Source organism: Pseudomonas sp. B14(2017) (assembly GCF_002113255.1).
In the GTDB taxonomy this organism is placed as follows: Bacteria; Pseudomonadota; Gammaproteobacteria; order Pseudomonadales; family Pseudomonadaceae; genus Aquipseudomonas; species Aquipseudomonas putida_Z.
In genome coordinates this window covers 83,526-109,061 of the sequence record NZ_NEJY01000022.1, presented here as the reverse complement: position 1 = coordinate 109,061, position 25,536 = coordinate 83,526, and the positions used below count along the sequence as shown (strand labels likewise).

Below are 25,536 nucleotides of genomic sequence, written 5' to 3'. Positions count from 1 at the left end.
TACTGCCCCGCATCTGAAGGCTGCGCTGTACCTGTGGGAGCGGGTTTACCCGCGAAGAGGCCGGAACAGGCACCCCACATTCAGAGGGTTTTATTGGCCCCAGGCCCGATCATCCGCGCCAACCCAAGGTTTTTCAGGGCCAGTTGCAGCGAGCTGTGGATAACCTGCGGGTTGTCATGGCTCAAGGCCTCCACCAGCAGCTCCTTGGCCTTGCTCATATTCACCTGACGCAGCATCCACTTCACCTTCGGCAGGTTGGTGGCGTTCATCGACAGGCTGTCGAAGCCCATGGCCATCAACAGGATCGCCGCTGCCGGGTCACCGGCCATCTCACCGCAGATACTCACCGGCTTGCCTTCGCCATGGGCGTCGCGCACCACCGTGTTCAGCGCCTGCAACACCGCCGGGTGCAGGTAGTCGTACAGGTCGGCGACCCGCGGGTTGTTGCGGTCCACCGCCAGCAGGTACTGGGTCAGGTCGTTGGAACCGACCGACAGGAAGTCCACCTGCCGCGCCAGTTCCTTGGTCTGGTACACCGCCGCAGGAATTTCCACCATCACGCCAACCGGCGGCATCGGCACATCGGTGCCTTCGTCACGCACCTCGCCCCAGGCGCGGTGGATCAGGTGCAGCGCCTCTTCCAGCTCATGGATGCCGGAAATCATCGGCAGCAGGATACGCAGGTTGTTCAGCCCCTCGCTGGCCTTGAGCATGGCGCGGGTCTGCACCAGGAAGATTTCCGGGTGGTCGAGGGTGACGCGAATGCCGCGCCAGCCGAGGAACGGGTTTTCTTCCTTGATCGGGAAGTACGACAGCGACTTGTCGCCACCGATGTCGAGGGTACGCATGGTCACCGGCAGCGGGTGGAAGGCCGCCAGCTGCTCGCGGTAGATGGCCAGCTGCTCTTTTTCGCTGGGGAAGCGCTGGTTGATCATGAACGGCACTTCGGTGCGGTACAGCCCCACCCCTTCGGCGCCACGCTGCTGGGCACGGGCCACGTCGGCGAGCAGGCCGGTGTTGACCCACAGCGGCATGCGGTGGCCGTCCGGGGTAACGCACGGCAGCTCGCGCAGGGCATCCAGGCCCTGGGCCAGCTGGCGCTCCTCCTCGACCACGTCGCTGTACTGCTTGCGCAGCACTTCGCTGGGGTTGGTGAACACCTCGCCCTTGTAGCCGTCGACGATCATCTCGATGCCGTCGACCTTGGAATAAGGCAAGTCGACCAGGCCCATCACCGTGGGGATGCCCATGGCGCGAGCCAGGATGGCGACGTGGGAGTTGCCCGAGCCCAGTACCGAGACCAGGCCGACCAGCTTGCCTTCCGGCACTTCGCCGAGCATCGCCGGGGTCAGCTCTTCACTGACCAGGATGGTGTTGTCGGCATACACCAGCGACTGCGCGCGGGCTTCCTGCAGGTAGGCCAGCAGGCGCCGGCCCAGGTCCTTGACGTCGGAGGCGCGCTCGCGCAGGTAGTCATCGTCCATCAGCTCGAAGCGGTTGACGTGCTCGCCCACCACCTGGCGCAGTGCGCCCTGGGCCCACTGGCCGGTCTTGATGACTTCGGTCACCTCACCGCCCAGGGCCGCGTCTTCGAGCATCATCAGGTACACATCGAACAGTGCACGCTCCTCCGGGCGCAGCTGGGTGGCCAGTTTGGCCGACAGCTTGCGCATATCGTCGCGCACACCTTCGAGGGCGTTCTGGAACAGCTTCAGCTCGGCGTCGATGTCATCGACGGTCTTGTCCGGTACCACTTCCAGATCGGCTGGCGGCAGCATCACCACTGCGCGCCCCACGGCGGCGCCAGGCGAGCCCGGTACGCCGACGAAGCGCGCTTCCTGGATACCTTTGCCCTGGCGGCCCAGGCCACGGATCGAGCCGGTGGCCTCGGCGTGGGCGATAACCCCTGCGAGCTGGGCGCTCATGGTGACCAGGAAGGCTTCTTCGCCCTCGTCGAACTGGCGGCGCTCCTTTTGCTGGATGACCAATACCCCGACCACGCGGCGGTGGTGGATGATCGGCGCACCGAGGAAGGAGGCGAATTTTTCCTCGCCGGTTTCGGCAAAGTAGCGGTAACGCGGGTGGTCGGCTGCGTTTTCCAGGTTCAGCGGCTCTTCCCGGGTACCGACCAGGCCGACCAGGCCTTCGTTGGGGGCCATGCTGACCTTGCCGATGGAGCGCTTGTTCAGGCCTTCGGTGGCCATCAGCACGAAGCGGTTGGTTTCCGGGTCGAGCAGGTAGACGGAGCAGACCTGGCTGCCCATGGCCTCCTTGACACGCAAGACAATGATCCCCAACGCCGACTTGAGATCTTTGGCGGAGTTTACTTCCTGGACGATCTTGCGCAGCGTATTGAGCATGGCTCGGGGTCGAACTCCGTCGTCAGTCGCGCGTCAGCAGACGCGGTGCTAGCTCTTTCAGGGCGCGTCGGTAGACCTCGCGCTTGAATGTCACAACCTGGCCCAGCGGGTACCAATAGCTGACCCAGCGCCAGCCGTCGAATTCCGGCTTGCCGGTCAGGTCCATCCGCACCCGTTGTTCGTTGCTGACCAGACGCAGCAGGAACCATTTCTGCTTCTGGCCGATGCACAGCGGCTGGCTATGCGTACGCACCAGTCGCTGGGGTAAACGATAACGCAACCAGCCACGGGTGCAGGCAAGAATTTCCACATCATCGCGTTCAAGGCCAACTTCTTCGTTCAGCTCGCGGTACAGGGCATCTTCCGGCGTCTCGTCAGGGTTGATGCCACCCTGGGGAAACTGCCAGGCATCCTGGTTGATCCGTCGAGCCCATAGCACCTGCCCGGCATCATTCGTGAGAATGATCCCGACATTGGGGCGAAAACCATCCGGGTCGATCACGGCAGCAACCTCGCAAACGCATGTCACCGCATTGTTCCACAAAGCTTGCGAGCGCAGCAACGCGCCCGCCAAGCTTATGTGCAGCAGCGTGAAAACTCCGTATTCTGCGGGCCTACCCTGTGGCTTATGCGAGTGACCGCGATGCGCCTGGCTTTATTCGACCTGGACAATACCCTCCTCGGTGGCGACAGCGACCATGCCTGGGGTGACTACCTTTGCCAGCGCGGCATCCTCGACCCGGTTACCTACAAGCAACGCAACGATGGCTTCTATCAGGAATACCTGAACGGCACCCTGGACCTGCAGGCCTACCTGGCCTTTTCCATGGAAATCCTTGCGGCAACACCGGTAGCCCAGCTCGACGAATGGCACCGCGACTTCATGCGCGCTTGCATCGAGCCGATCATCCTGCCCAAGGCGCTGAGCTTGCTGCAGCAGCACCGCGAGGCCGGCGACCAGCTGGTGATCATCACCGCCACCAACCGCTTCGTCACCGCACCGATTGCCCGGCGCCTGGGGGTTCGCGTGTTGCTGGCGACCGAATGCGAGATGCGTGATGGCCGCTATACCGGGCGTAGTACCGATATACCGTGTTTCCGTGAAGGCAAGGTGACGCGGCTGGAGCGCTGGATGCTGGAAAACGGCTTCGATCTTGAGGACAGCTATTTCTATAGCGACTCGATGAACGATTTGCCGTTGTTGCAGCGAGTGACGCATGCGGTGGCGGTGGACCCCGACCCGAAGCTGAGGGCGGAGGCCGAGATGCGTGGGTGGCCGGTGGTTTCGCTCAGGGCTTGAGATTGCTGGGGCCGCTTTGCGGCCCATCGCCGGCAAGCCAGCTCCCACAGGTACAGTGCAAGCCCGCTTTTGTGGGAGCTGGCTTGCCGGCGATGGGCTGCAGAGCAGCCCCAAACTCCATCAGACCGGCTTGGCACCCATCAGCCCGGCGATGGACAGGAAGCAAACCCCACTGAACACCGCCAGTGCCAGGGTAAAGCGCAACCCCACCACCTCGGCCTTGCGCAGCCGGTTCAACCGCACCAGCAGCCACCACACGGCAAACGCGCCCAGCGTATAGATGACGCTGGACGCCAGCACCCAGGTCTGCCCCAGCGGCCAGCCCACCAGGTGCACCAGCCACCAGCCGGTGAACGGCATGCTCACCAGGCACAGGCCCATCACCAGCCAGACGAACACCAGCGGCCGACGCAGCAGCTTGGCGTAGGCCTCGGCATCGCCCTGGCGGCGGGCGCGCACGGTCCAGAGCGCCAGGCCCAGAGCACCCAGCAGCAGGAGCGCGGTGGCGAGGATGTGCAGGGTCTTGAGGGTGGTCAGGTGTTCCATGTCTCGGTTGTCCTTAAGCAGGCCATTTTGTGCAGGCTTCTTCGCGGGCTTGCCCGCTCCCACAGGGATATCACAGGCCCTGAAGCCTGTGCAGTACCTGTGGGAGCGGGCAAGCCCGCGAAAGGGCCATCAGCCCCAGCTTAGCCGCTCAGCCCAGGAACAGCTTGTAAGCCGGGTTGTCAGTCTCGTCCCAGTACGGGTAGCCGATCTTCGCCAGCGCCGCCGGCACCAGGTGGCGCTCGTCCTCCGGCACCTGCAACCCCGCCACCACGCGCCCGTCAGCGGCGCCATGGTTGCGGTAATGGAACATCGAGATGTTCCAGCGCCCGCCCAGCTTGTTGAGGAAGTTGAACAGCGCCCCCGGCCGCTCGGGGAACTCGAAGCGCAGCACCATCTCGTCACTGGCACCGGCCGAATGGCCACCGACCATGTGGCGAATATGCAGCTTGGCCAGCTCGTTGTCGGTCAGGTCGGTAACCGGGAAGCCCTGCTCGGTCAGTTGCTGTACCAGCGCCGCACGCGGGTCGTTTTCCGGGTGGGTCTGCACGCCGACGAAGATATGCGCCTCGTCGGAGGTGTGCTTGCGGTAGTTGAATTCGGTGATCTGGCGCTTGCCGATAGCCTCGCAGAAGGCCTTGAAGCTGCCCGGGCGTTCGGGGATGGTCACGGCGATGATCGCTTCGCGCTTTTCACCCAGTTCGGCACGCTCGGCTACATGGCGCAGGCGGTCGAAGTTGACGTTGGCACCGGAGTCGATGGCCACCAGGGTCTGCCCGGTCACGCCGTACAGCTCGACGTACTTCTTGATGCCCGCCACGCCCAAGGCGCCGGCAGGTTCGGTGATCGAGCGGGTATCATCGTAGATATCCTTGATAGCCGCGCAGATCTCGTCGGTACTGACGGTGACCACTTCATCCACATGATGACGGCAGATATCGAAGGTGTGCTGGCCGATCTGAGCCACCGCCACGCCGTCGGCGAACAGCCCGACCTGCGGCAGCACCACGCGCTCGCCGGCCGCCATGGCCGCCTGCAGGCAGTTGGAGTCGTCCGGCTCGACGCCAATCACCTTGATTTCCGGGCGCAGGTACTTCACGTAGGCAGCAATGCCGGCGATCAGGCCACCGCCACCCACCGGCACGAAGATCGCGTCCAGCTGGCCCGGGTGCTGGCGCAGGATCTCCATGGCCACGGTGCCCTGCCCGGCGATGGTGTGCGGGTCGTCGTAGGGGTGCACGTAGACGAAGCCCTTTTCATCGACCAGTTTCAGCGAATAGGCCAGCGCCTCGGGGAACGAGTCGCCATGCAGCACCACCTTGCCGCCCCGCGAACGCACGCCTTCGACCTTGATTTCCGGGGTGGTCTTGGGCATCACGATAGTGGCCTTGATGCCCATCTCGCGCGCAGCCAGGGCCAGGCCCTGGGCGTGGTTGCCGGCCGAGGCGGTGACCACGCCACGGGCCAGTTCTTCCGGGGTCAGTTGGGCCAGCTTGTTGTAGGCCCCGCGGATCTTGAACGAGAACACCGGCTGCAGGTCTTCGCGCTTGAGCAGAATCTGGTTGCCCAGGCGCTTGCTCAGCTGCCCGGCGCTCTGCAGCGGGGTTTCGACCGCAACGTCGTAGACGCGCGAGGTGAGGATCTTCTTGACGTACTGTTCGAGCATCGGGAATGCATCACTGGGCCGCGGGACAAGGACTGGGAGTCTACCCCAGCGCTACGTCGGGCGACCACAGCAAAGCCGCCCGAGCCGTTATACTAGGCTCTTTTCAAAACCGCCCTGCCCCTCTCGGAGCCCGCATGACCCAGGACCAACTCAAACAGGCCGTCGCCCAGGCCGCTGTCGACTTCATTCTGCCCAAGCTGGATGAAAAGAGCGTCGTCGGCGTCGGCACCGGTTCGACCGCCAACTTCTTCATCGACGCCCTGGCTCAGCACAAGACCGCCTTCGACGGCGCGGTCGCCAGCTCCGAAGCCACTGCCCAGCGTCTGAAGGGCCATGGCATCCCGGTCTACGAGCTGAACAGCGTCAGCGAACTGGAGTTCTACGTGGACGGCGCCGACGAGAGCGACGCGCACCTGAACCTGATCAAGGGCGGCGGCGCAGCCCTGACCCGCGAGAAGATCGTCGCCGCCGTGGCCAAGACCTTCATCTGCATCGCCGACGCCAGCAAGCTGGTACCGGTGCTGGGCGCCTTCCCGCTGCCGGTCGAAGTGATCCCGATGGCCCGCAGCCACGTGGCGCGCCAACTGGTCAAGCTGGGTGGTGACCCGGTGTACCGTGAGGGCGTGGTTACCGACAACGGCAACGTGATCCTCGATGTGCACAACCTGCAGATCACCAACCCGGTGGAGCTGGAAGCACAGATCAACGCCATTGTTGGTGTGGTGACCAACGGCCTGTTCGCGGCGCGTCCGGCGGATTTGCTGCTGCTGGGTACCTCTGAGGGCGTGAAGAGCCTCAAGGCCGAGTAACCTTCTGCGAGGGCTTCGCCCTCGTTTCGCGACACAAGGCCGCTCCTACAGGGGTACGCGATTTCCTGTAGGAGCGGCCTTGTGTCGCGATGGGCTGCAAAGCAGCCCCACCTGCTCACTCCGCTGGCTGTTTGAACACATAGAACAGGTTCGGCTCACTGACCAGATAGATGGTCCCTGTCTCATCCATCGCAATCCCCTCCGCCTGTGGCACCGTCGCCTGCAACCCCTGGAACCCCTTGCGCAACGACAAGGTACTCAGCGGCCGGCCCTCCACATCCAGCTCCAGCACCAGCCGCGACTCGTCCGACAGCGCCAGCAGGTGCCCGCTGCGCTCATCGAACTGCAAGCTCGACAGGTCCCGCACGAACAGCTGCGAATCGCGCTTGCGGTCCTGCACCACATGTACCGCATAGGGCTGCTCAGGATTGTCGTGCGGGAAGCCATGCACCTCGTAGATCAGCATCGGGTCACGCTCCTTGGCCACGAACAGGCGCTTGCCCGCCGAATCGTAAGCCAGCCCCTCGAAACCCTTGTTACCGTTCAGGCCAATGCCCAGGGTCAGCTGCTCGGCATCGCCGGCATCGAGGAACATCGTGTCGTCCTCCAGGCGCACGCGAATCAGCCGCTGCTGGCGCTCGTCGGTGATCACATAGCTGTTGGGCCCGACGTACTCCACGGCTTCCGGGTCGCCGAAGCCGGTCAGCGGCACCCGGCGCAGGATGCGGCCGTCCAGCGACAGCTCGATCAGCTCCGAGCGGGCATTGGTGACGGTAAACAGGGTTTTGCGGTCGGGGTCGTAGGTCAGCGCCGATATGTCGTCATCCAGCCCTTCGACCGGTTGCGCCTCCACCACCACCCGGTAGCGGTCCAGGCCGATGCTCTGCTCGGCGGGCTGCCACCAGGCCTTGAGGTTGAACCAGCCACGCTCGAACAGGCGGAACTCCTGCCCGGCCAGGCCGAGCAGGAGCAGGCCGATGGCGGCCAATACAAGGAACAGGCGAACAAAACGGCGCATGAGGGCAGACTCGACATAGGGGTGGCGAATCTAACCATGAACAACTGAAGTAAAGCTTAATGCCAGCATCCGAAAAGTCGGATGTTGGGCTCAGTTCTTTCTGAAGCGATAGAACAGGGCCGGCTCGCTGACCATGTACAGGTTGCCCTTGTCGTCCATGGCCACCCCTTCGGCACGCGGGATGGTGTCCTGCAGGCCGTTGAAACCGCCGAGCAAGGTCATGAAACTGACCTGCTGACCCTGCTCGTCCAGCTCCAGCAGCATGTTGGAATCAGCCGACAGCGCCAGCAGGTGGCCGGTACGCGGGTCGACGCCCAGCGCCGAGAGGTTGCGCAGGTCCAGTTCATCGTTGGGCAACGGCTGCTTTTCGCCCGTGAGCGGGCTGCGGCCATCGGTGTTCCAGGTGTACAGCCTTGGCGGGCGCTCCTCGCCGATGACCAGGCGCTGGCGCAGCGGGTCCCAGGCCACCGCCTCGAAGCCCTTGTTGCTCTTCACCGACTGGCCCAGGTCGTGGCTCTGGAAATCATCATGGTTCAACGAGGTGGTCTGCGCATCCACCTTGACCACGGTCAGGTCGTGCAGGCGCTCATCGGTGATTGCCAGGAAGCCGTCTTCCAACACGGCGATGCCTTCCGGGTTGTTCCAGCCGTTGAGGGGGATCTTGCGCAGTACATCGCCATCCAGGCTCAGTTCGACCAGGATCGGGTTCTTGCCCATGACTGCGAACAGGGTGCGGGTACGCGGGTTGAAGGCCACATCCGAAGCTTCATCGTCGTCCATGCCCGGCAGCGGCTTGGCATCGATGTCGACCTGGTAGTCCGGCAGCCATACGCTTTCGCTGCGCTCGGCGGTGCTTTCGAAGCTTTCCTTGACCCACAGCGCGCCGCGGTCATCCCAGTGCATGGCCACAGCCACGCCATAGCCGATTACCGCCGCCGCGGCCAGGCCGAAGGGCCAGCGCAGGAAGAAACGACGCTTGGGGGTTGTCGGGGCGCTGGAGGGAGATGGCATGCAGGGGTCCTGGGGAAATGGGCGTAGGTTCGCGCATTATCCGGATCAGGTGTGAAAAATCGGTAAACAGGACCGGCCTCTTCGCGGGCGTGCCCGCGAAGAAGGCGACGCGGTTTCGAGTCAGAGCACCCGGCTTTCGAAGCGACTCACACCCGGCAGCTCAAGCACCAGCTCATCACCGACATTGAACGGCCCCACACCCGCCGGGGTGCCGGTAAGGATCACATCCCCCGCCTGCAGCGAAAAATGTGCCGCCATGTACTGAATCATCGGCACGATCGGGTTCAGCATCATCGCGCTGTTACCGTCCTGGCGAACTTCGCCGTTGACGGTCAGGCGCACCGGGATGTCGGTCACATCCTCGAAGCTGGCAGCCGACACGAACGGCGGCAGTACGCAGGCGCCGTCGAAGCACTTGGCCAACTCCCATGGCAGGCCCTTCTCTTTCAGCTTGGCCTGCACATCGCGCAGGGTGAGGTCCAGCGCCGGGGCGTAACCGGAAATGGCGTCCAGCACCTCTTCCTCGCTCGGATGAGTCGACAGCGGCTTGCCCAGCAGCACGGCAATTTCCGCCTCATAGTGCACCGAGCCACGCTCGACCGGGATCTTGAAGCCGCCCTCGGCCGGCACCACGCAGCTGCCCGGTTTGATGAACAGCAGCGGTTCGGTGGGGATCGGGTTGTCCAGCTCCTTGGCATGCTCGGCATAGTTACGGCCGATGCACACCACCTTGCCCAGCGGGAAGTGAATGCGTGTGCCGTCTACGTACTGGTGCTGGTAACTCATGGCCGACTCCTCTGGATACTGCTTTCTATTCAGGTGCGAAGATCTTACCCGGATTCATGATGCCGTTAGGGTCGAACACGGCCTTTATTGCCTTCATGCAGGCGATTTCTTCGGGCGAGCGGCTGTAGCCCAGGTAGTCTCGCTTGGTCATGCCCACGCCGTGCTCGGCCGAGATCGAGCCGTTGTAGCGCTTGACGATATCGAACACCCACTTGTTGACCTTGGTGCACGAAGCGAAGAAGTCATCCTTGCTCATGTGCTCGGGCTTGAGGATGTTCAGGTGCAGGTTGCCGTCGCCGATGTGGCCGTACCACACCACTTCGTAATCCGGGTAATGTTCCGCCACGATGGCGTCGATATCGCGCAGGAACGCTGGCACTTTCGATACCGTGACAGAAATGTCGTTCTTGTACGGTGTCCAGTGCGAGATGGTTTCCGACAGGTATTCGCGCAGTTTCCACAGGTTTTTCAGCTGGGTCTCGCTCTGGCTCATCACCCCGTCCAGCACCCAGCCTTGCTCGACGCAGTGCTCGAAGGTGGCCAGGGCTTCGTTGGCCACCTCCTCGGTGCTGGCCTCGAATTCCAGCAGCGCATAGAACGGGCAGTCGGTCTCGAACGGCGCCGGCACATCGCCACGCGCCAGGATCTTGGCCAGGCCCTTGTCGGAAAAGAACTCGAAGGCGGTCAGGTCCAGCTTGCCCTGGAAGGCATGCAGCACCGGCATGATCGAGTCGAAATCCGGGGTCCCCAGCACCATCGCGGTGAGGTTGCGCGGCGCACGGTCCAGACGCATGGTGGCCTCGACCACAAAGCCCAGGGTACCTTCGGCACCGATGAACAGCTGGCGCAAGTCGTAGCCGGTGGCGTTCTTGATCAGGTCCTTGTTCAGCTCCAGCAGCTCACCCTTGCCGGTGACCACTTTCAGCCCGGCCACCCAGTTGCGGGTCATGCCGTAGCGAATCACCTTGATCCCGCCGGCATTGGTGCCGATATTGCCGCCAATCTGGCTGGAGCCGCTGGAGGCGAAGTCCACCGGGTAATACAGGCCCTGTTCTTCGGCGTAGGCCTGCAGCTGGCGGGTAATCACCCCTGGCTGGCAGACTACGGTGCGGTCGAAGGCATTGAAGCCGAGAATCTGGTTCATGTAATCGAAGGCGACCACCACTTCGCCATTGGCCGCCACGGCGCCTGCGGAAAGCCCGGTACGCCCGCCCGACGGCACCAGCGCCACCTTGTGCGTATTGGCCCAGCGCACGATCGCCTGCACCTGCTCCACCGTCTTGGGGAAGACGATGGCGCTGGGCGCCGGTGGGTAATGCTTGGTCCAGTCCTTGCCATAGGCTTCCAGGGAAGCTGCGTCGGTCAGGACCTTGCCAGGGTCGACAAGGGTCATCAGTTCATCAATAACAGCGGGGTGGGTCATCGCTGGAACTCTCGACTTATTCATAGTCACCCTGAGCACTCTTCACCTGTCGGGATAAGCTCAGATTGTGTCGCGTATGCTAGCATAGCCCTCCCGCTGTTCATGCTAAGGCTGCCTTTGCGCCTGGCATCACCCTCGCCATTTTTTCTCCGGGATACAGGTTTACGCAGATGAGCAAGACTTCTCTCGACAAGAGCAAGATCCGGTTCCTTCTTCTTGAAGGTGTGCACCAGAACGCGGTCGATACCCTCAAGGCCGCCGGCTACACCAACATCGAATACCTCACTGGTTCGCTGCCGGAAGCCGAGCTGAAGGAAAAGATCGCCGACGCCCACTTCATCGGCATCCGTTCGCGCACCCAGCTGACCGAAGAGATCTTCGACTGCGCCAAGAAACTGGTCGCCGTTGGCTGCTTCTGCATCGGCACCAACCAGGTCGACCTGGAAGCTGCCCGCGAGCGCGGTATCGCCGTGTTCAACGCGCCATACTCCAACACCCGTTCGGTAGCCGAACTGGTACTGGCCGAAGCCATCCTGCTGCTGCGCGGCATCCCCGAGAAGAACGCTTCCTGCCACCGTGGCGGCTGGATCAAGAGCGCGGCCAACTCCTTCGAAATCCGCGGCAAGAAGCTGGGTATCGTCGGTTACGGCTCGATCGGCACCCAGCTGTCGGTCCTGGCCGAGAACATGGGCATGCAGGTGTATTTCTACGACCCGCTGACCAAGCTGCCACTGGGCAACGCCGTGCAGGTCACCAGCCTGCACGAGCTGCTGGGCCTGGCCGACATCGTTTCGCTGCACGTGCCTGAGCTGCCATCCACCCAGTGGATGATCGGCGAGAAGGAAATCCGCGCGATGAAGAAGGGCGCGATCCTGATCAACGCCGCACGCGGCACCGTGGTCGAGCTGGACCACCTGGCCGCCGCCATCAAGGACCAGCACCTGATCGGCGCCGCCATCGACGTGTTCCCGGTGGAGCCGCGCTCCAACGACGAGCAGTTCGAAAGCCCGCTGCGTGGCCTGGACAACGTGATCCTGACCCCGCACATCGGTGGTTCCACTGCCGAAGCCCAGGCCAACATCGGCCTGGAAGTGGCCGAGAAACTGGTCAAGTACAGCGACAACGGTACCTCGGTATCCTCGGTCAACTTCCCGGAAGTTGCCCTGCCGGCGCACCCAGGCAAGCACCGCCTGCTGCACATCCACGAAAACATCCCTGGCGTGCTCAGCGAGATCAACAAGGTCTTCGCCGAGAACGGCATCAACATCTCCGGTCAGTTCCTGCAGACCAACGAGAAAGTCGGTTACGTGGTGATCGACGTTGACGCCGAGTACTCCGACCTGGCGCAAGAGAAGCTGCAACAGGTCAAGGGCACCATCCGTTCCCGCGTCCTGTTCTAAGTTCGCTGGCGGCATGAAAAAGGGAGGCCCCGGTGGCCTCCCTTTTTTTTGCCTGTGACATTGGTGTCGCCTGCTTCGCGGGCTTGCCCGCTCCCACAGGATCACCACAAGTTTCAAGGCCTGCAGGATCCTGTGGGAGCGGGTTTACCCGCGAAGAACCCAACACCTATTTCACGTCGACAGTAATCTTCTGCGACACGACGCTCGGCTTGAACGGCACGTGATACTGGTCACCCAGCACCAGCTGCAGGGTGTGCTTGCCCGGGGTCAGGGTAATGCTGGTTTCGGTCTGCGCCTTGCCGAAGTGCAGCACTTGCGGGCCATCCGGCAATGCGGTGCCGGCCTGTGGCATCAGGCTGGATGGCAGCGCCATGTCGGCCACCGGCTCTTTATCCACATCCACCAGCAGGTGGTGGTGCCCGGTGTGCGGGGTGCTGTCGCCCGCAGGCTTGAGCGCCATGCCCTCGATGCCGAACTTGACGGTGAAGGTCTTGTCGACCGTGGCGCCATCGGCGGGGGAAACGATGAAGACCTTGGCATCCTTGGGCGGCTCCTGGCTCTTCAGGGCATCTGCGGCACCGGCGAACATTGACGCTCCCATCAACAGACCAGCAACGGCAGCACGCGAAAATAGGCTGTTCATTCACTTCTCCTGTGATTCACTTATTGACCGCCGCCAGTATTCCAGTGGCGGCGGTGGTTCACCTTAGTTGATATGTTTGCCCAGATGTTCACATCGTCAGGCAGAAATATTTCAATCCGGGTTAAACAATGCCGAGGCTTCAAGGTCATAGGCTGCGCTCGACCACGGCGAGGAAGAAAGCCGTGGCGAAGGTTATTCATCTGCCAAAGAGAAAGGGGCTTTAATGCGTTCGATCATCGGAGTAATGCTGGCGGTACTGATCACGCCATTGGCTCAGGCCGAGCTGATAGACGAAATTGCCGACCGGGGCGAACTGCGCATTGCCGTACAGGCCGACAACTCGCCGTACGCATTCAAGGAAAATGACCACCTGACCGGTTTCGAGATCGAGTTTGGCCAGGACCTGGCCAAGGAACTGGACCTGCGCGCCGAGTTCATCGAAGCCCCTGCGGCAGAGGTACTGCCCGGTGTCGAGAGTGGCAAGTACGACATCGCACTGACCCCGTCGAGCGAATCGCCCAAAGGTGACGGCCAGCTCGATGTGAGCCTGCCGTTTGGCGAGAAGCAGCTGGTGATCCCGTTCCAGAAGGACAACCCGGCGTTCGAGAGCGCGGTGAACAATGCACTGCAGCGGCTCAAGGACAGCGGGCGGACTGCCGAGCTTGAGCAGAAGTGGTTCAAGGGTGTGCCTGAGACTGCGTCCGGGCAGTAAGCGCTTTATTGCCTGTACTGGCCTCTTCGCGGGCACGCCCGCTCCCACAGGTTAATCACAGGCCCGGGAGCAGGTGCTATCCCTGTGGGAGCGGGCGAGCCCGCGAAGAGGCCAGTACAGGTTCAAGCAGAAAACTCAATCAGAGCCTGCTGTGCCTCGGCCAGCTCCAGCTCGCTGAACACCAGCACCCCCGCCCGCCGCAGCAATGCCGTGGTCACCCCTTCTCCGGCCACCTTCACACCACTGAACGTGCCGTCATAGGTCAACCGGTTGCCACACGAAGGGCTTCCAGCCTTCAGCACGGCCACACGAATGCCATGCCGGTGCACCAGCTCCAGCGCCCGCTGCGCCCCAGCCAGGAACTCGGCGCTGACATCCTCGCCCGTCACCGTCAGCACCTGCGCGCCACCGTCGAGCACCTCCCCACCCTGCCCGCCCGGTATCTCTGCAGGCGGCCGTGGGGTCGGCAAGCCACCCGCCACTTCCGGGCACAACGGCACCACGCGCCCTTCGGCCTGCCAGCGCTGCAACAGGTCGGGGTGGCCACTGGCGCGGCCGTCATAGCGCACCGGCTGCCCCAGCAGGCAGGCGCTGACCAGCACCTTGGGCAGGTCAGAAGGGGTCATTGCCACGGCGCCGGAACCAGCCGGTCAACGAAAGCCGCTCACGCCCTGCCGGCAGCACCTCATGGGGCACCTCGCCCGACAGGAACACCACCAGGCAGCCCGCCACCGGCTCGACATCATGCTCGACACCGTCCGCCAGGAACATGCGCAACTGGCCACCGTCCTGCGGCTGCCAGCCTTCATTCAGGTACAGGACTGCCGACACCATGCGCCGGTCATCATCGCGGAAGCGGTCCAGGTGCCGGCGATAAAACGCCCCTGGCGGGTACAAGGCAAAATGGCATTCGAAGTCTTCCAGGCCGAGGAACAGGCCCTGGTTGATGGCCTGGCGCAGCTGGTCCATGGCGCTCAGGTACTGGTCGCAGGCCTCGGCCTGGCCAGGGTCGATCCACTGGATCTGGTCGCCGCGAATGGCCTCGCGCACCTCCTGGGCAGCACCGCGCCCAACCCCTGCAGGGTTGAGTTCGCCTTCGGCATCACGGCGCCGGCACTCGGCCGCGAGCGCGCGCACCAGGTCGGCAGGCAGAAAAAGCGCCTGCTGGGACCAGCCATGGGTGACCAGATCGTCGACGACGGCCGCAAGCATCGGGTGTTCAGGGGAGATGTGCATGGCGCGCATCATATCCATTAGCCATGCCGGCGCACAGCGCCACTTGGCCGAGAAGCACGCGGATATCTCGACAAACCGGCGCCCGGCCACGGACAATAGCCACCTGCCGACAGGAGTCCTGAATGCGCCGTCTGTTTTCCCTGATTCTGCTGATGATCTGCACCGTGCCTGTCTGGGCAGACAACCTGGATCAACTGTACAAGGCTGCCGGCTGGCCCGACCAGCGCGCCCATTTCAATGATGCCCTGACCGCCGCCCAGGAACGCTACCGCAACAGTTTGCCACCCGCCGTGTACCAGGCGCTGGTAAACAACAGCAACCAGCGCTTCCAGGCCCAGGCGGTGGACCGTCGCGCCCAGGCGCAGCTGCGCGCAACCTTGGCCAACCCGGCACCGGCGCTGGCCTTCTTCCGGTCGCCGCTGGGGCGCAAGGTGGTGGCTGCGGAGCTCAAGGCCACCCGCAAGGACGAACTGGCCAGGAATGCCAAGGGCTTGCCGAAGATCCAGGCCAGCGATGACCGCCTGCTAATAATCGGCCACCTGGCCCAGGCCCTGCCGGCGCGCGAAGCCGGCGCCGAAGTGAGCCTGGCCATCGCCGGCGTGGCGGCCGACAGCCTCAGCTCGATGATCCCCGGCCTGTTCGGCGGCGGTCAGGCCCAGAACCTGCTCGACGGCCAGCGCCAGCGCCTGATGGGCCAGATCGGCGAAGACCTCAACAACACCCTGCTGTATGTCTATCGCGACCTGTCCGATGCCGAGCTGGAAGAGTTCGCCACCTTTGCCGAGTCGCCAGACGGCAAGGCTTACTACCAGGCCGCCCTGGCCGCAGTTCGCGCAGGCCTGGCGGTTGGCCAGAGCAGCAGCGACCTGAAGTGATCAGCCCAGGCGCTGATCGATGAAGTCGAAGTAGCGCTGGCGAATGCCCGGCAGCTCGTTGGCCAGGTGGTGACGGGCCTCGGGCAGCATCAGAATCTGCGGCTCGGCAAACTTGGCCTTGAGCACTTCGAGGTTGTAGGGCCAGTCCACTGTGCCATCCGCCTCTCCTTGCACGATCAACGGCCGCCGCGTGCTGCGCGGCGCGGCCTCGATGCGTTTGACCCAGGCAATCAAGGCACCCACCCAGGCCGTTGGCAGACGGCGCGGTTGCAGCGGGTCGGCTTCGAGGAACGGCAGGAAGGTCGGGTCATTGGTGTTCTCGCTGAAGCGCCGCTCGATGCCATTCACGAAGTGACGCAACACGCGATAGCTCAGCTTCGACCAGCGCCAGGCACAGGGCCGCACCAGCGGCGCCAACAGGATGACCTGGCCATCGATGGGGCTGCGCGCGCCCTGGTACAACAGGTGGTCCACGGCGATGGCGCCACCGGTGCTTTGCCCGCAAAGGTGCCAGGGGCGCGGCAGTTGCAGCGTGCGCGCCTGTTCGAACAAAGCCTCCAGCACTTGCTGGTAAACCGCGAAATCACTGATGCTGGCCCGCTCGCCGCTGGACAGGCCATGGCCGGGCAGGTCGCAACTGATCACGGCGAAACCCTGTTTGAGCGCCCAATCGATCACATGCCGGTAGAGACCCATATGGTCGTAATAGCCGTGCAGCAGGAACAGCGTCGCGCTCGGCTGCTCGGGTAGCCAGGCCTGCCCGACCAGCTCGAAGCCTGCGGCCTGGAAGCCGCCCAGCCAGCTGTGGGCCGACAGGTTCAGGCCATAGAAGCGCTGGTAGTCCTGCGCCTGCGCCGACAACGGCTGGCGAGCGGTCAACGGCGCCAGGCTGGTGCGCAGTAGGTCGGGGTGAAAGGCAGCGGGCATCGGGTACATCCACAGTGAAGCAAGTATTGATCTGGGATATTCAGCTCTGGCTGGCGTCGTGGCAAGCTTGGACTATGTGTCACCTGTACCGGCCCTATCGCCGGCAAGCCAGCTCCCACAGGTTGCCTACCGGCCTCAGGCCTGGTGATATCCTGTGGGAGCTGGCTTGCCGGCGATAGGGCCAGTGAACCCACACAAGAAACCCACAGACATCCATGCCGACCCGCCTTGCCAAACCAGTCCTGATCGCCCTCGCCTTGCTGCTCTGCACCACTTTGGTCTGGCAGGCCTACACCACCTTCCAGGCCCGCTACCTGCGCCCGTTCGACAACCAGGCCACGCTGTTCGACGGCAGCCAGCTGCAGTTGCCGCCCGAGCTGGCCGGCCCCGGCCCGATCCGGGTAGTGCACTTCTGGGACCCGGCCTGCCCGTGCAACGTCGGTAACCAGCAGCACCTGGGCGACCTGGTCAACCAGTTCGCCAGCCAGGGCGTGACCTTCCACGTACTGCAAAAGCCCGACAGCCACGGCCAGCTGCCCGCCAACCTCACCGCCCTCAAGCCACTCGCCAGCGTGCCCGGCAGCGAACATCTGCCCGCCTCCCCGGCCGTGGCGATCTGGGACCGGCAAGGCCACCTGGCCTACTTCGGCCCCTACAGCGAAGGCGCCGTGTGCAATGCCAGCAACAGCTTCATCGAGCCGATCCTCAAGGCACTGCTCGACGGCCGCCAGGTGAGTGCCTCCAATACCCTGGCGGTAAGCTGCTACTGCCCCTGGGCCGGCTGACGCACTCGCGCAGGGTTGCCCACCACCACCGCGCCTGCCGGCACGTCACGGGTGACCACACTACCGGCACCTACCACGGCGTTATCGCCAATGGTCACCCCCGGCAGGATGATCGCCGCGCCGCCGATCCACACGTTGTTGCCGATAGTCACCGGCCGGCCACTCTCCAGCCCTGTGCAGCGCACCTCGGGGTCGAGCGGGTGGTCGGCGGTATAGATCTGCACGTTGGGGCCGATCTGGCAGTCATCACCGATACGCACCGGCAGCACATCGAGGATCACGCAGTTGAAATTCATGAAGGTATTGCGGCCGACGCTGATGTTGTAGCCATAGTCGCAATAGAACGGCGGGCGGATCACCGCGCCTTCGCCGACCTGGCCAAAGTGCTCTACCAGGAGCCCATGACGTGCGTCGTTGAGCAACTCGACACTGCTGTTGTAGCGGTGCATCCAGTGCTTGTTGGCGATCTGCTCGGCCTGCAGCTCGGGGCAGCCAGCGTGATAGAGCTGGCCTGTAAGCATTTTCTGTTTTTCGCTGAGGGACATGGAAACTCCTTCCTGGGGCTATGCTCTGTTCGCGAATCCGCCGATCATCGGACCACATTTTTCGCTTGAACGCACAAGGAGCCTGCATGAAGCGCAGCCTGACCCTGTTGGCCGTGGTGGTTGCCGTGGCCGCTGGCGCCGGATACTGGTACGTGCAGGGAAAGCTGCCGCAACGCGAGGGCGAGGTGGCCATCGCCGGCCTGCAGGCGCCGGTCAGCGTGCGTTACGATGCCCGCGGCGTGCCGCATCTGCAGGCGCAGAGCGAGCCGGACCTGTACCGTGCCCTCGGTTACGTGCATGCCCAGGACCGGCTGTTCCAGATGGAGATCCTGCGCCGCCTGGCCCGGGGTGAGCTGGCCGAGGTGCTGGGCGACAAGCTGCTGCCCACCGACACCCTGTTCCGCAGCCTGCGCATTCGCGAACAGGCAGCACTGATGGCCAAGCGTCAGGACCGGCAATCGCCCGCCTGGCAAGCCCTGCAAGCCTACCTCGACGGGGTGAACAGCTGGCAGGCCAGCCACCCCAAGCCCATGGAATTCGACCTGCTCGGCATTACCCCGCGCCCATTCAGCGCCGAAGACACCCTGAGCATCGCCGGCTACCTGGCCTACAGCTTTGCCGCCGCGTTTCGCACCGAGCCCGCGCTGACCTACATCCGCGACCAGCTGGGCCCTGAGTACCTGAACATCTTCGATCTCGCCTGGCAGCCCGAGGGCGCCTTGAGTACACCGCTAGCCGCTGCCGACTGGCAAAGCCTGGAGGCCCTCGCCCGCCTCAGCCATGACGCGCTGGGCGATGCGGGCATCCCGCAATTCGAGGGCAGCAACGCCTGGGCCGTGGCCGGCAGCCGCACCCGCAGCGGCCGGCCGCTGCTGGCCGGCGACCCGCACATCGGTTTTGCGGTGCCGGCGGTGTGGTACGAGGCAGAGCTGTCGGCGCCGGGCTTCAATCTGTATGGCTACTTCCAGGCGCTCAACCCGTTCGCCCTGCTCGGCCACAACCGCGACTTCGGCTGGAGCCTGACCATGTTCCAGAACGACGACGTCGACCTGATCGCCGAGCGCATCAACCCGGCCGACGCCAACCAGGTGATGGTCGATGGCAAATGGCAGGCGCTGGAAAAGACCGAGCAACAGATTGCCGTCAAAGGCGAAGCACCGGTCACCCTCAGCCTGCGCCGCTCGCCCCATGGCCCGATCGTCAACGACGTGCTGGGCGCCACTGCCGGGCCCACGCCAATCGCCATGTGGTGGGCATTCCTGGAGACCGAAAACCCGATCCTGGACGGGTTCTACCAGCTCAACCGCGCCGATACCCTGGGCAAGATGCGCGAGGCCGCGGCCAAGGTGCATGCGCCGGGGCTGAACCTGGTGTGGGCCAATGCCCGTGGCGATATCGGCTGGTGGGCGGCGGCGCAGTTGCCGATCCGCCCCGACGGCGTCGACCCCGCGTTCATCCTTGACGGTGCCAGTGCGCAGGCCGACAAGCTCGGCTTCTATCCCTTCAGCGTCAACCCGCAGCAGGAGAACCCGGCGCGCGGCTACATTGTCTCGGCCAACTACCAGCCTCCGGCGGCGGTGCCGATACCCGGTTACTACAACCTGCCGGACCGAGGCCGCCAGCTCGACCGCCACCTGGCCAACCCCGAGGTGAAGTGGGATATCCAAAACAGCCAGGCGCTGCAGCTGGACACTGCCAGCGACCATGGCCCGCGCACCCTTGCACCACTGCTGGCAACGCTGCGCGCAGTGGCCGAAGGTGACGAAGAGAAGGAACTGGTCGAGCAACTGGCAGCCTGGAGCGGCGACTACCCGCTCGACTCGACCAGTGCCACGCTGTTCAACCAGTTCCTCTACGAGCTGGCATTCGCGGCCCTGCACGACGAGCTGGGCGACACCTGGTTCCCGGTACTTATCAGCACCCGCGCCATCGACGCAGCCCTGCCGCGCCTGGCGGCGGATGCCGATTCGCCGTGGTGGAACACCCGCGGAGCCAACCAGCGCACCGACCGTACCGCCGTGGTGCGCACGGCGTGGCAGAACAGCTTGAAGCACCTGCGGGAGACCCTGGGCAGTGACCCGGCCAGCTGGCAGTGGGGCAAGGCCCATACCCTGACCCACAACCACCCGCTGGGGGTTAAAAAGCCGCTGAACCTGCTGTTCAACGTCGGCCCGTTCGCCGCACCGGGCACCCATGAAGTGCCGAACAACCTCTCGGCGAAGATCGGCCCGGCGCCATGGCCGGTGACCTATGGGCCGTCGACGCGGCGGCTGGTCGACTTTGCCGACGCCGGGCAGGCGCTGACCACCAACCCGGTCGGGCAGAGTGGCGTGCCGTTCGACAGGCATTTTGCGGATCAGGCCGAAGGGTATGTGCAGGGGCAGTACCAGAAGGCACAGATGGGGGTGATTCCGGCGCAGAGTACCTTGCGTCTGGTGCCAGCTCAGTAAAGGAGCTGCCATGCAGCCCATTCGCAGCACAAGGCTGCTCCTACAAGAGACCGCAATCCCCTGTAGGAGCAGCCTTGTGCTGCGAATGGGCCGCAAAGCGGCCCCCGACATTTTCGAATTCCCTACAACACTTCCAGCCGAGACCCACTGCATGCAAAGACACTTCATCGAAATCGACGGCGCCCGCATGAGCTACATCGATCAGGGCCAGGGTTTCCCGGTCCTGCTCAGCCACAGCTACCTGTGGTCCGCCGAGATGTGGCAGCCACAAATCGAAGCCTTGTCAGCACACTTCCGCGTCATCGTCCCCGAGCTGTGGGGCCACGGCGGCTCCGATGCTCCGCCTGCCACGACCATCGACATGAACAGCCTGGTCCACCAGCACCTGACGTTGCTGGACAAACTGGAAATTACCAAGTGCCACCTGGTCGGGCTGTCGGTAGGCGGTATGTGGGGGGCACCGCTGGCTGCTACCCACCCTGAACGAATTGATCGCCTGGTGCTCATGGACACTTACCTGGGCGCCGAGCCGGAGGAGACTCGGCTCAAGTACTTCGCCTTGCTGGATGCCGCCAGCGAAGCCGGCGAATTCAGCGACCTGCTGCTCGACATCATCGTGCCTATTTTTTTCCACGCAGGCGGCCAGACCGTGCCTGAAATCCGTGAGCGGTTTCGTGCTCAGCTGAAGGCAAGCAGTGCACAAACCATTCGCGAGAGCCTCGATCCCATGGGGCGGATAATCTTTGGACGACACGACCTGCTGGAGCAACTCGAGCAGCTGCCGAGCGAGAGAACCATCCTGATGTGCGGCGACCAGGACATTCCGCGGCCGCCGGAAGAGTCCAATGAAATGGCGCGGATCATTGGTTGCCTGGCGGCGCAGATTCCGTTTGCGGGGCATATCTCCAGCCTGGAGAACCCGCGGGTGGTGAATGAATTCTTGCTGAACTGGCTACCGCGTAACCGTTGAAGTCATTGGGGCCACCTGACGGCCCTTCGCGGGCTCGCCCGCTCCCACAGGGCCCTGCATACGCCGATCAATGTGGGAGCGGGCAAGCCCGCGAAGGGCTGCAAAGCAGCCCCAATGGCACAGTCACCCCTGCCACTTGCCCCCTTCCACAATCACGCTTTCCGGCTTGGTGTCATCGCTCAGTTCCTTGCGCACATACTGGTCATACAGCTTCAGCAGAAACTTCTCCTCCCCCAGCTTGGCCAGCTCGGCATTCACCCAGTCACGCAGCTCGGTGTTGCCCTTTTTCACCGCCGGTGCAATCGGTGCCTCGTCACCCAGCAGCTCAGGCAGCACGCGGTACCCCGGGTTCTGCTTGGCCCAGCTGAACAGAATCAGGTTGTCCTGCGCATAGGCATCGCCACGCCCGGTGGCCAGCGCCTGCAGCGACTCGCTGTTCTTCTCGAACTTGAGCAGTTTCCAGTCCGGGTGGTTCTTGGTCAGCCAGATATCAGCGGTAGTGCCGGTGGTGACGATGATGGTCTTGTCGGCCAGGTCATCGAGCTTCTGCACCGGGCTGCCATCCGCGACGATGGCCTGCACGGCAACGCGCAGGTTGGGGTTGGTGAAGTCCACCGCTTCCTTGCGCTCCGGGGTCACGGTCATGTTGGCGAGGATCAGGTCGACCTTGTCGCTCTGCAGGAACGGGATACGGCTGGCCGGCTCCACGGCAACGAACTCGACCTTGTTTTCATCACCCAGCAGGTCCTTGGCCAGGCGCCGGCCGATATCGGTATCAAAGCCCACGTAGCGGCCCTGCTCATCGACGAAACCGAACGGCGGCTTGTCGGTGAACACCCCGACAATCAGCTTGTCGCGGGCCTTGATGGTTTCCAGGTAGCTGGTGGCCGGCGAGGCCGCCGCGGGCTTGGGTGGTTCTTCAGCCTTGTTGCAGCCGGCCAGCAAGGCCAGGCCGAACAACGGCGCCAGCAGTTTGGTGAGGTTGGCAGTTTTCATGACAGTTCCTTGTGCAGTGTCTTCGGCAGGCTTTCTACGAAGGAGAATTTCTCCAGGAACTGCTGCGCGCGTGCGGTCCGCGGTCGTGTGAAGAAGCTCTCGGGGTCGCCCTGTTCAAGGATCCTGCCGGCCTCCATGAACACGATGCGGTCGGCCACCGCGCGAGCGAAGGTCATTTCGTGGGTAACGATGAGCAAGGTCATGCCGTCGCGGGCCAGGCCCTGGATCACCTGCAGCACCTCCTTGACCATTTCCGGGTCGAGGGCTGCGGTAACCTCGTCGAACAGCATTACCTCGGGGTTCATGCACAGCGAACGCACGATGGCGATGCGCTGTTGCTGGCCCCCGGACAACTGCCGGGGAAAGGCGTCGCGCTTGTCCAGCAGGCCGACCCGCGCCAGCAGCGCCTCGGCCTGGGCCTGGGCTTCGGCGCGCTCGCGCCTTTGCACCTTGAGCGGGCCAAGCAGCAGGTTGTCGATCACGCTCATGTGACCGAACAGGTGATAGCTCTGGAACACCATGCCGACCCGCTGGCGGATTTCGCGCCAATCGGTGCGCGGGTCGAGCAGCTCCTGCCCGGCCAGGCGCAGGTGGCCGCCGTGGGCCTGCTCCAGGCCGTTGAGGCAGCGCAGCAGCGTGCTTTTGCCACAACCACTGGGGCCGAGGATGACCACCACCTCGCCGGCCGCCACCTGGAGGTCAACGTCCTTGAGCACCTGGTGCTCGCCAAAGAACTTGTTGAAACCCTGGAATTCGATCAATGCGCTCATGAGTGGGCCCAGCGGCGTTCCAGCACGCGTGAAGCGGCGGACAGCGGATAGCAGACGATGAAGAAGAACAGGAACAAGGCGCCGTAGATCAGCACCGACTCGTAGGTGCGTTCGATGATCTGCTGGCCGGCCTTGATTACCTCGACCACGCCGATCAGCACCGCCAGCGAGCTGGTCTTGATGATCCGCGTGTAAATGTTGATGGTCGGCGGGGTCATGCGCTTGAGCGCCTGTGGCAACAGCACGTAGCCATACAGCTGCCAGCCGGCCAGGCCGATCGACAACCCCGCCTCGCGCTGGCCGCGAGGCAGCGAGCGCAGCGCGCCACGCACCACCTCGCCCACCTCGCTGGCGCCCCACAGGCCCAGCACCAGCACCGCGCACCAGAAGCTGGGGATGCTCAAGGCCAGGAAGATCGGCAGGCCGAAGAACACCAGGTACAGCCAGACCAGCACGGGGATGGCACGGAACAGCTCCAGGTACACCTGCAAGGCAATGTTCAGGGCCCGGTTGCCCAAGGTTGCCAGCACGCCATAGAGCACACCGCCCAGCGTCGCGAAGAGGATGCCCAGCGCAGAGATGGCCAGGGTCTGCGCCGCACCGCCAGCCAGCTGCGGCAATGCCTGCAGCAGCAGTTCAGACGCCGAACTGGCCATGTTGCAGCCTCCTTTCGACATAGCGCAGCAGCAGGGACAGCGGCAGGAACAGCAGCACACAGAGCAGGGTCAGCACGGTGAGCATTTCATACGTCTTGTAGTACAGCGCGATGTAGTTCTTGGTGGTGTAGAGAATTTCCGGCACGGCCACCGCCGACACTACGGTGGTTTCCTTGAGCAGGAAGATGAAGTTGGCGAACAGTGCCGGCAGGCTGAGGATGCCGGCCTGGGGCAACACCACATGGCGCAGCAACTGGCCTTTGGACAGGCCGATGGAGCGCCCGGACTCCAGCTGGGCACGGGGCACGGCCTCGATGCCGGCACGCAGCACCTCGGTGAGGTAGGCACCGCCCATGAAGGTCATGGTGATGATCGCTGCGGCAAAGCCGGAAATCTTCAGGCCCAGGCTGGGCAAGGCGAAGTAGACGAAGAACAGCTGGATCAGCAGCGGCGTGTTGCGGGCCAGCTCCACGTAGGCTTTTACCAGGCACCACAGGTACGGGGTGCGTAATACCAGCAGTGTGGCGTTGACCAGGGCGACCAGCAGCGAGGTGGCGATGGCGATCAGGCCGACCTGCAGGGTCACGCCCACGGCCTTGAGGAAGGCGGGCAGCGTGCCGAGGATGAATGCGGTGTCGAGGGTCATGGTGAAGCAGGTCTGCAGGGTGCGCGTGGGCACGATAGCTAGACTCTAATGATCTAAAAACTTTTTGATAAATACCTTTGTAGAATAAACATATCACCGAGACGTCGCGCAGGGACCCTGTGGGAGCGGGCGCGCCCGCTCCCACAGGGTCCTGCGCCACAAACAAAAACGCCGACACAAGGGTGTCGGCGTTGGGTCATGCAAGGTAATGCAAGCGCATCAGAACGCCGGCAGCACCGCACCTTGGTACTTCTTGGCGATGAATTCCTTCACTTCCGGGCTGGTCAGGGCCTTGGCCAGTTTCTGGATGGCTTCGCTGTCCTTGTTGTCCGGGCGGGCGACCAGGAAGTTCACGTATGGCGAGTCGCTGCCTTCGATCACCAGTGCGTCCTTGGCCGGGTTCAAGCCGGCTTCCAGGGCGTAGTTGGTGTTGATCATGTCCAGATCGACCTGGTCCAGCACGCGCGGCAGCATGGCCGACTCAAGCTCGCGGAACTTCAGCTTCTTCGGGTTCTCGGCAATGTCCTTGGGGGTGGCCAGGGCGTTCTTCGGATCCTTCAGGGTGATCAGGCCAGCCTTCTGCAACAGCAGCAGGGCGCGGCCGCTGTTGCTGCCCTCGTTAGGGATGGCAACGGTAGCGCCTTCTTTCAGTTCGCTCAGGCTCTTGACCTTCTTCGAGTAACCACCGAAGGGTTCGACGTGCACGCCGACCACGGTATCCAGGTGGGTGCCCTTGCCTTCGTTGAAGTTCTGCAGGTACGGCAGGGTCTGGAAGTAGTTGGCGTCCAGGCGCTTCTGGTCAACCTGCACGTTCGGCTGCACGTAATCGGTGAATACCTTGATCTGCAGGTCCACACCTTCCTTGGCCAGGGTCGGCTTGATCAGCTCGAGGATTTCGGCGTGCGGTACCGGGGTGGCGGCAACCACCAGTTTCTCGGCGGCGGCAGCCAGGCCGGCAAACGACAGGGCAGCAGCCAGGGCAGTGGTCAGCAGGGTCTTCTTCATGGTG

General features: G+C 63.6%; 26 protein-coding genes. 8 read left to right on the top strand and 18 right to left on the bottom strand.

Features of this window, described 5'->3' with window-relative positions:
* Positions 1-80: 80 nt before the first annotated feature.
* Both ptsP and CAG34_RS22355 read right to left on the bottom strand, forming a co-directional pair.
* Positions 81-2,360, bottom strand: coding sequence for a phosphoenolpyruvate--protein phosphotransferase (ptsP, locus tag CAG34_RS22360; RefSeq protein ID WP_013974668.1), 2,280 nt, complete (start codon positions 2,358-2,360; stop codon positions 81-83).
* 22 nt (positions 2,361-2,382) lie between these two features.
* Positions 2,383-2,862: an RNA pyrophosphohydrolase gene (locus tag CAG34_RS22355; protein WP_003249017.1), complete on the bottom strand. Its 480-nt coding sequence runs from the start codon at positions 2,860-2,862 to the stop codon at positions 2,383-2,385.
* 141 nt (positions 2,863-3,003) lie between these two features.
* Between CAG34_RS22355 and CAG34_RS22350 the strand changes: the two genes are divergently transcribed.
* Positions 3,004-3,660 (top strand): HAD family phosphatase, encoded by a 657-nt coding sequence (locus CAG34_RS22350; protein WP_085592451.1) that lies wholly within the window; start codon positions 3,004-3,006, stop codon positions 3,658-3,660.
* A 120-nt stretch (positions 3,661-3,780) separates the two neighbouring features.
* Here the strand turns inward: CAG34_RS22350 and CAG34_RS22345 are convergent, their stop codons facing one another.
* Both CAG34_RS22345 and ilvA read right to left on the bottom strand, forming a co-directional pair.
* The gene (locus tag CAG34_RS22345; RefSeq protein ID WP_085592449.1) at positions 3,781-4,206 is read right to left on the bottom strand and encodes a DUF2269 domain-containing protein; all 426 of its coding nucleotides are present in this window, start codon (positions 4,204-4,206) and stop codon (positions 3,781-3,783) included.
* Positions 4,207-4,354: 148 nt separating this feature from the next.
* Positions 4,355-5,869 (bottom strand): threonine ammonia-lyase, biosynthetic, encoded by a 1,515-nt coding sequence (ilvA, locus tag CAG34_RS22340; protein WP_013974671.1) that lies wholly within the window; start codon positions 5,867-5,869, stop codon positions 4,355-4,357.
* A 134-nt stretch (positions 5,870-6,003) separates the two neighbouring features.
* On the opposite strand from ilvA, the gene rpiA reads away from it, so the two are divergent.
* The gene (gene rpiA, locus CAG34_RS22335) at positions 6,004-6,678 is read left to right on the top strand and encodes a ribose-5-phosphate isomerase RpiA (protein ID WP_013974672.1); all 675 of its coding nucleotides are present in this window, start codon (positions 6,004-6,006) and stop codon (positions 6,676-6,678) included.
* A 115-nt stretch (positions 6,679-6,793) separates the two neighbouring features.
* On the opposite strand, the gene CAG34_RS22330 is transcribed toward rpiA, so the two are convergent.
* From CAG34_RS22330 to CAG34_RS22315, 4 genes are all read right to left on the bottom strand, one after another.
* Positions 6,794-7,696, bottom strand: a complete 903-nt coding sequence (locus tag CAG34_RS22330; RefSeq protein ID WP_085592447.1) for an SdiA-regulated domain-containing protein — start codon at positions 7,694-7,696, stop codon at positions 6,794-6,796.
* 90 nt (positions 7,697-7,786) lie between these two features.
* Positions 7,787-8,707: an SdiA-regulated domain-containing protein gene (locus CAG34_RS22325; RefSeq protein WP_085592445.1), complete on the bottom strand. Its 921-nt coding sequence runs from the start codon at positions 8,705-8,707 to the stop codon at positions 7,787-7,789.
* A 120-nt stretch (positions 8,708-8,827) separates the two neighbouring features.
* Complete coding sequence (locus tag CAG34_RS22320; protein WP_019472496.1) at positions 8,828-9,493, bottom strand: fumarylacetoacetate hydrolase family protein; 666 nt, start codon at positions 9,491-9,493, stop codon at positions 8,828-8,830.
* Between the two features lie 25 nt (positions 9,494-9,518).
* On the bottom strand, positions 9,519-10,916 hold the full coding sequence (locus CAG34_RS22315) for an FAD-binding oxidoreductase (RefSeq protein WP_085592443.1): 1,398 nt from the start codon (positions 10,914-10,916) through the stop codon (positions 9,519-9,521).
* 170 nt (positions 10,917-11,086) lie between these two features.
* Here CAG34_RS22315 and serA point away from each other — a divergent pair, with 170 nt between their 5' ends.
* Positions 11,087-12,316, top strand: a complete 1,230-nt coding sequence (serA, locus tag CAG34_RS22310) for a phosphoglycerate dehydrogenase (RefSeq protein WP_003258542.1) — start codon at positions 11,087-11,089, stop codon at positions 12,314-12,316.
* Positions 12,317-12,482: 166 nt separating this feature from the next.
* Here serA and CAG34_RS22305 read toward each other — a convergent pair whose 3' ends face one another.
* The gene (locus tag CAG34_RS22305; protein WP_085592441.1) at positions 12,483-12,959 is read right to left on the bottom strand and encodes a DUF4399 domain-containing protein; all 477 of its coding nucleotides are present in this window, start codon (positions 12,957-12,959) and stop codon (positions 12,483-12,485) included.
* 223 nt (positions 12,960-13,182) lie between these two features.
* Between CAG34_RS22305 and CAG34_RS22300 the strand changes: the two genes are divergently transcribed.
* A complete protein-coding gene (locus CAG34_RS22300; protein ID WP_085592439.1) occupies positions 13,183-13,671 on the top strand; it encodes an ABC transporter substrate-binding protein in 489 nt (162 codons plus the stop codon).
* Between the two features lie 122 nt (positions 13,672-13,793).
* Here CAG34_RS22300 and CAG34_RS22295 read toward each other — a convergent pair whose 3' ends face one another.
* Both CAG34_RS22295 and CAG34_RS22290 read right to left on the bottom strand, forming a co-directional pair.
* Positions 13,794-14,297, bottom strand: a complete 504-nt coding sequence (locus tag CAG34_RS22295; protein WP_085592436.1) for a DUF523 domain-containing protein — start codon at positions 14,295-14,297, stop codon at positions 13,794-13,796.
* Entirely contained in the window at positions 14,284-14,916 is a 633-nt protein-coding gene (locus tag CAG34_RS22290; protein ID WP_084785356.1) for a 2OG-Fe(II) oxygenase, read from the bottom strand. The genes CAG34_RS22295 and CAG34_RS22290 overlap by 14 nt, the downstream gene beginning before the upstream one ends.
* 113 nt (positions 14,917-15,029) lie before the next feature.
* Between CAG34_RS22290 and CAG34_RS22285 the strand changes: the two genes are divergently transcribed.
* The gene (locus CAG34_RS22285) at positions 15,030-15,782 is read left to right on the top strand and encodes a DUF2059 domain-containing protein (RefSeq protein ID WP_003258544.1); all 753 of its coding nucleotides are present in this window, start codon (positions 15,030-15,032) and stop codon (positions 15,780-15,782) included.
* Here CAG34_RS22285 and CAG34_RS22280 read toward each other — a convergent pair whose 3' ends face one another.
* Positions 15,783-16,709 carry an alpha/beta hydrolase gene (locus CAG34_RS22280; protein ID WP_031325369.1) on the bottom strand — a complete coding sequence of 309 codons (927 nt, stop codon included), beginning with the start codon at positions 16,707-16,709 and terminating at the stop codon, positions 15,783-15,785. It abuts the gene before it with no gap.
* A 215-nt stretch (positions 16,710-16,924) separates the two neighbouring features.
* On the opposite strand from CAG34_RS22280, the gene CAG34_RS22275 reads away from it, so the two are divergent.
* Positions 16,925-17,494 (top strand): DUF6436 domain-containing protein, encoded by a 570-nt coding sequence (locus tag CAG34_RS22275; RefSeq protein ID WP_085592434.1) that lies wholly within the window; start codon positions 16,925-16,927, stop codon positions 17,492-17,494.
* On the opposite strand, the gene CAG34_RS22270 is transcribed toward CAG34_RS22275, so the two are convergent.
* Positions 17,473-18,039: a sugar O-acetyltransferase gene (locus CAG34_RS22270; RefSeq protein ID WP_085592432.1), complete on the bottom strand. Its 567-nt coding sequence runs from the start codon at positions 18,037-18,039 to the stop codon at positions 17,473-17,475. The two genes, CAG34_RS22275 and CAG34_RS22270, sit on opposite strands and share 22 nt — an antisense overlap.
* Positions 18,040-18,125: 86 nt before the next feature.
* Between CAG34_RS22270 and CAG34_RS22265 the strand changes: the two genes are divergently transcribed.
* The gene (locus CAG34_RS22265) at positions 18,126-20,489 is read left to right on the top strand and encodes a penicillin acylase family protein (RefSeq protein WP_085592430.1); all 2,364 of its coding nucleotides are present in this window, start codon (positions 18,126-18,128) and stop codon (positions 20,487-20,489) included.
* A gap of 151 nt (positions 20,490-20,640) precedes the next feature.
* Positions 20,641-21,459, top strand: coding sequence for an alpha/beta fold hydrolase (locus tag CAG34_RS22260; protein ID WP_085592493.1), 819 nt, complete (start codon positions 20,641-20,643; stop codon positions 21,457-21,459).
* A 123-nt stretch (positions 21,460-21,582) separates the two neighbouring features.
* On the opposite strand, the gene CAG34_RS22255 is transcribed toward CAG34_RS22260, so the two are convergent.
* From CAG34_RS22255 to CAG34_RS22235, 5 genes are all read right to left on the bottom strand, one after another.
* Positions 21,583-22,455 carry a transporter substrate-binding domain-containing protein gene (locus CAG34_RS22255; protein ID WP_015272203.1) on the bottom strand — a complete coding sequence of 291 codons (873 nt, stop codon included), beginning with the start codon at positions 22,453-22,455 and terminating at the stop codon, positions 21,583-21,585.
* A complete protein-coding gene (locus tag CAG34_RS22250) occupies positions 22,452-23,225 on the bottom strand; it encodes an amino acid ABC transporter ATP-binding protein (protein WP_085592428.1) in 774 nt (257 codons plus the stop codon). Before CAG34_RS22250 ends, CAG34_RS22255 begins: the two co-directional genes overlap by 4 nt.
* Positions 23,222-23,881, bottom strand: a complete 660-nt coding sequence (locus CAG34_RS22245; RefSeq protein ID WP_025341019.1) for an amino acid ABC transporter permease — start codon at positions 23,879-23,881, stop codon at positions 23,222-23,224. Before CAG34_RS22245 ends, CAG34_RS22250 begins: the two co-directional genes overlap by 4 nt.
* Complete coding sequence (locus CAG34_RS22240) at positions 23,862-24,527, bottom strand: amino acid ABC transporter permease (protein ID WP_085592491.1); 666 nt, start codon at positions 24,525-24,527, stop codon at positions 23,862-23,864. Before CAG34_RS22240 ends, CAG34_RS22245 begins: the two co-directional genes overlap by 20 nt.
* Positions 24,528-24,746: 219 nt before the next feature.
* Complete coding sequence (locus tag CAG34_RS22235; RefSeq protein WP_085592426.1) at positions 24,747-25,532, bottom strand: MetQ/NlpA family ABC transporter substrate-binding protein; 786 nt, start codon at positions 25,530-25,532, stop codon at positions 24,747-24,749.
* Positions 25,533-25,536 lie beyond the last annotated feature (4 nt).

Excerpts from the sequence above, each read along its gene's own strand:
- serA (WP_003258542.1), top strand. The coding sequence starts at position 11,087 with ATGAGCAAGACTTCTCTCGACAAGAGCAAGATCCGGTTCCTTCTTCTT.
- CAG34_RS22250 (WP_085592428.1), bottom strand. The coding sequence starts at position 23,225 with ATGAGCGCATTGATCGAATTCCAGGGTTTCAACAAGTTCTTTGGCGAG.
- CAG34_RS22275 (WP_085592434.1), top strand. The coding sequence starts at position 16,925 with ATGCCGACCCGCCTTGCCAAACCAGTCCTGATCGCCCTCGCCTTGCTG.
- CAG34_RS22320 (WP_019472496.1), bottom strand. The coding sequence starts at position 9,493 with ATGAGTTACCAGCACCAGTACGTAGACGGCACACGCATTCACTTCCCG.
- ilvA (WP_013974671.1), bottom strand. The coding sequence starts at position 5,869 with ATGCTCGAACAGTACGTCAAGAAGATCCTCACCTCGCGCGTCTACGAC.
- rpiA (WP_013974672.1), top strand. The coding sequence starts at position 6,004 with ATGACCCAGGACCAACTCAAACAGGCCGTCGCCCAGGCCGCTGTCGAC.
- CAG34_RS22285 (WP_003258544.1), top strand. The coding sequence starts at position 15,030 with ATGCGCCGTCTGTTTTCCCTGATTCTGCTGATGATCTGCACCGTGCCT.
- CAG34_RS22265 (WP_085592430.1), top strand. The coding sequence starts at position 18,126 with ATGAAGCGCAGCCTGACCCTGTTGGCCGTGGTGGTTGCCGTGGCCGCT.
- CAG34_RS22315 (WP_085592443.1), bottom strand. The coding sequence starts at position 10,916 with ATGACCCACCCCGCTGTTATTGATGAACTGATGACCCTTGTCGACCCT.
- CAG34_RS22330 (WP_085592447.1), bottom strand. The coding sequence starts at position 7,696 with ATGCGCCGTTTTGTTCGCCTGTTCCTTGTATTGGCCGCCATCGGCCTG.
- CAG34_RS22350 (WP_085592451.1), top strand. The coding sequence starts at position 3,004 with ATGCGCCTGGCTTTATTCGACCTGGACAATACCCTCCTCGGTGGCGAC.
- CAG34_RS22280 (WP_031325369.1), bottom strand. The coding sequence starts at position 16,709 with ATGCCCGCTGCCTTTCACCCCGACCTACTGCGCACCAGCCTGGCGCCG.
- CAG34_RS22345 (WP_085592449.1), bottom strand. The coding sequence starts at position 4,206 with ATGGAACACCTGACCACCCTCAAGACCCTGCACATCCTCGCCACCGCG.
- CAG34_RS22295 (WP_085592436.1), bottom strand. The coding sequence starts at position 14,297 with ATGACCCCTTCTGACCTGCCCAAGGTGCTGGTCAGCGCCTGCCTGCTG.
- CAG34_RS22305 (WP_085592441.1), bottom strand. The coding sequence starts at position 12,959 with ATGAACAGCCTATTTTCGCGTGCTGCCGTTGCTGGTCTGTTGATGGGA.
- ptsP (WP_013974668.1), bottom strand. The coding sequence starts at position 2,360 with ATGCTCAATACGCTGCGCAAGATCGTCCAGGAAGTAAACTCCGCCAAA.
- CAG34_RS22290 (WP_084785356.1), bottom strand. The coding sequence starts at position 14,916 with ATGCGCGCCATGCACATCTCCCCTGAACACCCGATGCTTGCGGCCGTC.
- CAG34_RS22325 (WP_085592445.1), bottom strand. The coding sequence starts at position 8,707 with ATGCCATCTCCCTCCAGCGCCCCGACAACCCCCAAGCGTCGTTTCTTC.
- CAG34_RS22270 (WP_085592432.1), bottom strand. The coding sequence starts at position 18,039 with ATGTCCCTCAGCGAAAAACAGAAAATGCTTACAGGCCAGCTCTATCAC.
- CAG34_RS22255 (WP_015272203.1), bottom strand. The coding sequence starts at position 22,455 with ATGAAAACTGCCAACCTCACCAAACTGCTGGCGCCGTTGTTCGGCCTG.
- CAG34_RS22260 (WP_085592493.1), top strand. The coding sequence starts at position 20,641 with ATGCAAAGACACTTCATCGAAATCGACGGCGCCCGCATGAGCTACATC.
- CAG34_RS22240 (WP_085592491.1), bottom strand. The coding sequence starts at position 24,527 with ATGACCCTCGACACCGCATTCATCCTCGGCACGCTGCCCGCCTTCCTC.
- CAG34_RS22300 (WP_085592439.1), top strand. The coding sequence starts at position 13,183 with ATGCGTTCGATCATCGGAGTAATGCTGGCGGTACTGATCACGCCATTG.
- CAG34_RS22245 (WP_025341019.1), bottom strand. The coding sequence starts at position 23,881 with ATGGCCAGTTCGGCGTCTGAACTGCTGCTGCAGGCATTGCCGCAGCTG.
- CAG34_RS22235 (WP_085592426.1), bottom strand. The coding sequence starts at position 25,532 with ATGAAGAAGACCCTGCTGACCACTGCCCTGGCTGCTGCCCTGTCGTTT.